This window comes from Streptomyces sp. NPDC057654, assembly GCF_042800135.1.
In the GTDB taxonomy this organism is placed as follows: Bacteria; Actinomycetota; Actinomycetes; order Streptomycetales; family Streptomycetaceae; genus Streptomyces.
The window spans coordinates 1-6,340 of sequence record NZ_JBHVHQ010000500.1; the positions used below are offsets into that span (position 1 = coordinate 1).

The 6,340-nt window shown below is 72.8% G+C and carries 7 protein-coding genes; all 7 read right to left on the bottom strand.

Going from position 1 to position 6,340, the window contains the following annotated elements; genetic code table 11:
• Positions 1–67 precede the first annotated feature (67 nt).
• A complete protein-coding gene (locus ACFU99_RS28955; RefSeq protein WP_384397598.1) occupies positions 68–937 on the bottom strand; it encodes a carbohydrate-binding protein in 870 nt (289 codons plus the stop codon).
• 80 nt (positions 938–1,017) lie between these two features.
• Entirely contained in the window at positions 1,018–1,878 is an 861-nt protein-coding gene (locus tag ACFU99_RS28960; RefSeq protein ID WP_384397610.1) for a helix-turn-helix domain-containing protein, read from the bottom strand.
• A gap of 76 nt (positions 1,879–1,954) precedes the next feature.
• Positions 1,955–2,512, bottom strand: coding sequence for a G/U mismatch-specific DNA glycosylase (gene mug, locus ACFU99_RS28965; RefSeq protein WP_384397600.1), 558 nt, complete (start codon positions 2,510–2,512; stop codon positions 1,955–1,957).
• Position 2,513: 1 nt separating this feature from the next.
• The gene (gene purB, locus ACFU99_RS28970; RefSeq protein WP_384397602.1) at positions 2,514–3,947 is read right to left on the bottom strand and encodes an adenylosuccinate lyase; all 1,434 of its coding nucleotides are present in this window, start codon (positions 3,945–3,947) and stop codon (positions 2,514–2,516) included.
• 107 nt (positions 3,948–4,054) lie between these two features.
• Positions 4,055–4,846 carry an SGNH/GDSL hydrolase family protein gene (locus tag ACFU99_RS28975; protein WP_384397604.1) on the bottom strand — a complete coding sequence of 264 codons (792 nt, stop codon included), beginning with the start codon at positions 4,844–4,846 and terminating at the stop codon, positions 4,055–4,057.
• A 13-nt stretch (positions 4,847–4,859) separates the two neighbouring features.
• Entirely contained in the window at positions 4,860–5,807 is a 948-nt protein-coding gene (locus ACFU99_RS28980) for an aminoglycoside phosphotransferase family protein (RefSeq protein ID WP_384397606.1), read from the bottom strand.
• A gap of 9 nt (positions 5,808–5,816) precedes the next feature.
• On the bottom strand, positions 5,817–6,340 hold a 524-nt coding region (locus tag ACFU99_RS28985), incomplete at its 5' end, for a GNAT family N-acetyltransferase (RefSeq protein ID WP_384397608.1).

The following is a 6,340-nucleotide window of genomic DNA, read 5'->3' on the forward strand; positions in this document are numbered from 1 at the left end:
TACACGCCACCGGGCGGCGCCCCTCGCCACACGGGGAAGGGAGGGGGCCCAGGCCCGCCCGGTGCGGTCAGACCCGCTGCCAGAGCGCCGGGACCGCCGGCGGCTCCCACCCCGCGCGGGCCGTGTGGGGCTGGAGGCACCGGTAGCTGGTGCCTCCGTAGGTGACCTGGTCGCCGGCCTTGTAGTCGGTGCCCTCGGCCCAGGTGCCGCCCGGTTGGCTCGGGCCGCCGGTGGGCTGACCGGTGGGCTCGCCGGGCCCCGGCTGCTGCCGGACGTTGAGGACGAAGTCGTACGTGCCCTGCTTCGCCGAGCCGTCCTGGCGCACGTTCATCAGCAGCGCCGGGTTGAAGATCGTGTCGGTCTGGTTGCGCGGCTCGCCCGGGAAGTACAGCTGCGTGGTGAGGATGCGCTGGTTGGGGGCCTGGACCTTGACGTGGATGTGCCGGGTGCGGCCGGGGTAGAGGCCGGGCACGATCGTCTCCAGCTTGAACGCGCCGCGCGCGTCGGTGAACTGGTGCCCGCGGAAGCGGAAGCCCACGTTGTCGTACGCGCCGTTCACGTCCGCCTGCCAGAAGTCCAGCAGGGCGTTGGCGATGGGCCGGCAGGCCAGTCCGAAGACGTAGCCGCTGACCGTGAGCCGGGTGCCCTTCGTGCCGGGCTCCAGGAGCGAGGACCGCAGCGGCGAGTTGGGCTTGAAGTAGGGGCCCTCGGTCTGCTGCGGCGTCGGGTCGTCGCCGTCGTCGCAGTACGGGGTGGGTACCAGGGGTTCCTGCGTCGTCTTGGCGTCGCGGGCCAGGGCCACTCCGCCGAGCACCATCGGCAGCGGCACGGCCGCCAGGGCGACCTTGAGCAGCTTCTTGCGGCTGATGCCGGCCGGCCGTTCCTGCTGTGCGTCGTGTCCGTCGTGCCCGTCCTGCTGTACGCGGTCGTCGTCCATCGGGGCCCTCCTCGTCCGTCGTGCTCGTTGGCCGTATTCGTGGGGCGTGCTCGTCGGCCGTGGCCGTTCCGGCAACGAAGTTATGCGGGCAGCCCGGAGGGGTCGATGGACTCGCCGCGGCGAACGTGGTGATTCCCACTGGCCTCGCGGCGGAAGTCGCCGGGGCTGATGCCGGTCTCCCGGCGGAAGAACCGGCAGAAGTACGCGGGGTCCGCGAACCCCGCCTGGCGCGCCACCTGACCAACCGTCAAATCGGTGCTGGCCAGCAGCCGTTTGGCCTCCAGCGTGCGGGCCCCGCGGATCAGCCGGCCCGGAGTCAGCCCGGTGCTCTGCTTGACCGCCTCGTTCAAATAGCCCACCGATACGCCCAGTTGGGCGGCGAGCGTGCCCACGGACTGCTCGGCGGCGCCCGGCAGCGACAGCAGCCGCGTGAACTCCTGCGACACCATCGAGGCCCGGCCCGTCTCCGCCCCCGGCAGCCGCGCTCCGGAGATCCGCACCGCGCGGGTGAGCAGGACGTGCAGATGCGCCTGGAGCACCGAGATGAAACCCTCCGCCCGCTGGCCGAACTCCCGCCGCATGTCCAGCACCAGCGCCGTGAGCCGGTCCGCCTCCTCGCCGTCGAGGCAGAGCCAGGGGCGCTCCCCGAGCCTGCGCAGCAGCTGCCGGTCCCCGCCGTGGCCGAGCAGGAAGTCGTCGGTGAACAGGATCACCCAGCCGCGCAGCCCCCGCGCCCGCTCCCAGTAGTGCACCTGGCCGGGGGAGATGAGGCACAGATGCGGGGGCACCAGCGGCAGTCGTACGAGGTCGAAGACGTGGTGCCCGGTGCCGCCGGTCACGTACGCGATCTCGTAGAAGGTGTGCCGGTGCGGGAAGTCGGCCCGCGACATCGGCCCGATCGTGTCGAAGGACCCCACGGCGAACGGCAGAATCCCGGGCATGGGCACGTCAAGTCGATGCAGCGGCACGGGACCGTCCGCCGCAGGCCGCGTCTCCTGCGCCCCTCGCGTCACCCCATCAGAGTACGACGGCGGAGCGCAGCCGTCCGTACTCCTCTGCCATCGCCTCCGGCGACCAATGGGCGTTGAGGCCGCTGGGGTTGGGCAGCGCCCAGATCCGCGTGGAGCCGATGACGCGCTCCTGCGGACCGATCTTCGCGCGCTTGTCGTCGAAGGCGACGCGGTACGCGGTGACCCCGACGACGGCCAGCCACTGCGGGCGCAGCCGCTCCACCTTCGCCGCGAGGACGCGCCCGCCCTCGCGGTACTCCTCCGCGCTCAGCTCGTCGGCCCGCGCGCTCGCCCGCGCCACCACATTGGTGATGCCGAGCCCGTACGTCAGCAGCTCCGTCTCCTCGTCCGGCCGCAGCTGCCGCGGCGTGAACCCGGAGCGGTGCAGCACGGGCCAGAAGCGGTTGCCCGGCCGCGCGAAGTGGTGGCCCGTGGCCGCAGACATCAGACCGGGATTGATGCCGCAGAACAGCACCCGCAGACCGCTCGCGGCCACGTCCGGGACGAGGCGGTCGCGAGCGGCCTCCAGCTCTTCGGGCGTGAAGCGCCTGGCGGAGGGGGGCACGTCAGAGGATCGAGCCCGGCGCGTACGCCGCCGCCTCGGGGCGCTGCTTCGCGATCTCCTCGATCCGCGCCACCACCGTCGCCACCTGGTCGGCCGCGGCCCCGGTGAACGACAGCTTGTCGGCCATCAGCTCGTCCAGCCGCGCCCGGTCCAGCGGAATCCGCTCGTCCGCGGCCAGCTTGTCGAGCAGCTCGTTGCGCTCCGCGCCCTGCTCGCGCATGGCGAGCGCCGAGGCCACCGCGTGCTCCTTGATGACCTCGTGCGCGGCCTCCCGGCCGACCCCGGCCCGTACGGCCCCCATCAGCACCTTCGTCGTGGCGAGGAACGGCAGGTAGCGGTCCAGCTCGCGGGCGACGACCGCCGGGAACGCGCCGAACTCGTCGAGGACGGTCAGGAACGTCTCCAGCAGCCCGTCGAGCGCGAAGAACGCGTCCGGCAGCGCGACACGGCGCACCACCGAGCAGGACACGTCGCCCTCGTTCCACTGGTCGCCGGAGAGCTCGCCGGTCATCGAGGCGTAGCCGCGCAGGATCACCATCAGGCCGTTGACGCGCTCGCAGGAGCGGGTGTTCATCTTGTGCGGCATCGCGGAGGAGCCCACCTGGCCCGGCTTGAAGCCCTCCGTCACCAGCTCGTGCCCGGCCATCAGCCGGATCGTCTTGGCGAGCGAGGACGGCGCGGCGGCGAGCTGCACCAGCGCGGTCACCACGTCGTAGTCCAGCGAGCGCGGGTAGACCTGGCCGACCGAGGTGAAGGCCTGCCCGAAGCCGAGGTGCTCGGCGATCCGCCGCTCCAGCTCGGCCAGGTTCGCGGCGTCGCCGCCGAGCAGGTCCAGCATGTCCTGCGCCGTGCCGACCGGGCCCTTGATGCCGCGCAGCGGGTAGCGGGACAGCAGGTCCTCCACCCGCCCGTACGCCACCAGCAGCTCGTCGGCGGCGGTCGCGAAGCGTTTGCCCAGCGTCGTCGCCTGCGCCGCCACGTTGTGCGACCGGCCCGCCATCACCAGCTCGGCGTACTCGCCCGCCAGCTTCCCGAGCCGCGCCAGGACCGCGACGCTCCGGTCCCGTACGAGCTCCAGGGAGAGCCGGATCTGGAGCTGCTCCACGTTCTCGGTGAGGTCGCGGGAGGTCATGCCCTTGTGCACGTGCTCGTGGCCGGCGAGGGCGTTGAACTCCTCGATACGGGCCTTCACATCATGGCGGGTGACCTTCTCGCGCTCGGCGATCGAGGCCAGGTCCACCTGGTCGAGGACGCGCTCGTAGTCGTCGAGCGCGGCGTCCGGCACCTCGATCCCGAGGTCCTTCTGGGCGCGCAGCACGGCGAGCCACAGCCGCCGCTCCAGCGTCACCTTGTACTCGGGGGACCACAGGACGGCGAGCTCCGCGGAGGCGTAGCGGCCGGCCAGGACATTCGGGATGCGGGGCTTGGCAGTCACAAGACGTCAGTCTACTGGCGGTTTACGCAGGCCAGCGCCGCGGTCCGAGTTGTACGTTGCTACGAATACCCGGTGCTGCGAGGACTCGGCGATGCGAGGACTCGGCGTTACGAGGACGGGCCGGGGGCCGGCGGCTCGTACGGCAGCAGCTCCGCGCGCTTGGCCGGGCGGCCGTCCCCGGAGGAGCGGCCCGTGAGCCGGCGGCCGATCCACGGCACCAGGTGCACACGCGCGAACCGCAGGTCCGCGCTCCGCCGCTCCGCCCAGGTGGGCCGTACGTACGGGGGCAGCGCCGCGTTCCAGTCCGACTCCGCCTCGTGGCCCAGCGCCTGCCAGAGCGCCTCGGCCACCCGCCGGTGGCCCTCGGCGTTCAGATGCAGCCGGTCATCTGCCCACAGCCGGGTATCGCCGAGCGCCTCGGAGCCGTACAGGTCCACGACCAGCGCGCCGTGTTCCTCGGCCAGCTCGTCGATGAAGGAGAACAGCCGCTCCATCCGCGGCCGGTACCGCTCCAGCACCGGCCCGCGCCGCCCCGGGCTGCGCATCAGCACCAGCTGTTTGCAGCTCGGCGCGAGCGTCTCTACCGCCTCCCGCAGCCGCGCGCACACCGCCTCCACGTCGCACCCCGGCCGCAGCACGTCGTTCAGCCCGCCGACCAGGGTCACCAGATCGGCGCCCATCGCGGCGGCGGCCCCCGCCTGGTCGTCCGCGATCTGTGCGATGAGCTTGCCGCGCACGGCGAGGTTCGCGTACCGGAACCCGGGCGTACGGGCCGCCAGCCGGGCGGCCAGCAGATCGGCCCAGCCGCGGTACGAGCCGTCCGGCAGGGCGTCCGACATGCCCTCGGTGAAGGAGTCGCCGACCGCGACAAAACTGGTGTAGGTGGCATTCATGTGCATGGCGCGGGCGATCCTACTCCGGGGCGGCCGAAGCGGTCGCCTTGGCCAGCAGCTCCGCCGTCTCCAGGTACGGCCGGGCCAACGCCTCAGCGCCGTGGTCGAGGAGGTACAGCCCGGTCGATACGCGCTCCAGGAAGCCCCACTCCCAGATCGCCCGCGCGTCCACGCCCGTACGCTCCGCCAGCAGGGCGCAGTACGAGCGGGCGAGCCCGACGGCGTCGTCGGCCGCCAGCAGCTCGGGGCACCAGCCGCGCAGGACGACGCCCAGGTCGTAGGCGGGCTCGTCGGTGAAGCCGTCGGGGTCGACGAAGACGAAACCGGTCTCCGCGCCGGGGCGAGGGGCGGTGGCGCGGAGCGCGTTGCCCGGGTGCGGGTCGCCGTGCACGACGACGCACCGGGCGGGGTCGAAGGCGGCGGCCCGGAGCGCGGCGCACTCCAGCGCCCGGTCGACGGCGCGCTCCGAGCAGGGGCGGCCGAGGGACTCCCAGAGGCGTTCGATCATCGCGGCCAGTGACCGGACCTTGTCCGGCCCGGGAATCGCTTCGGGAGGCGGCACGTGCCAGGCACGGCGCAGGATGGCGCAGAGGATGTCGATCTGCTGGTGCGGCGGGAGGCCCAGCTGGTCGAGGGGCGGGCCCAAGGGTTCCAGGAGGAGCGCGTGACATTCGGCGTCGTGGGCCAGCAGGCCGACGTATCCCCGCCCCTCGGCGAGCCGCAGGGTCCGCAGCGCGCTCAGGAAGTCCGGGTCCGGGACGGCGAGTTTGAGCACGGCAGCCCGGCCGTCCCCGGTCCGCACTCGCAGGACGTACGCGCTCGTCGCCCGGTCCAGCGGTTCGCCGGCCGTGACCGACCACCGCTGTTCCACCTCGGCGACGAGGGTCGGGAGGTCGGCCAGCCACTGCTGTCCGCGTCGCCCCAGCCGCCGGGCCTTCGCCCGTACGACCGGCGGTACGTCGATCACGAGGCTTCCTCAGCCCGTCAGGGTCTTGCGGAGGTGCACCTTCGCGTGGCCGCCGGGGAGGCCGCCGTTGCGGCCGAACTCGGTGAAGCCCTGGCGCTCGTAGAAGCCGGGGGCCTGGAAGGTGAAGGACGAGACGATCGCCCGGTCGCAGCCGCGGCGCACCGCCTCCGCCTCGGCCGCCGCCATGATCCTGCCGCCCCAGCCGGCCGCGCGGAAGTCCTCGCGGACCCACACCAGCTCGATGTCGAACAGGCCGCCCCAGGTCCACCCGGACAGCCCGCCCGCCACCTGCCCCTCCGCGTCCGTGATCTTCACCGACAGGGTCTCGGCGGCGTCCGCGCCGGCGACGGCCTTGTTGTAGGCGATGAGCCCGTCGGTGAGGCGGCCGCTCAGTTCGGTGTCGAGGCCGCCGACGGTCAGGGTCGGCTGCGGGGCGTGTCCGGTCGTCATGAGGCGGAGCATGCCAGCCCGTACGGCCTTCGGGCACGCGATTTTCAGCGCGTGCGGGGGGCGGGGCCGAGCCCACAGAGCTT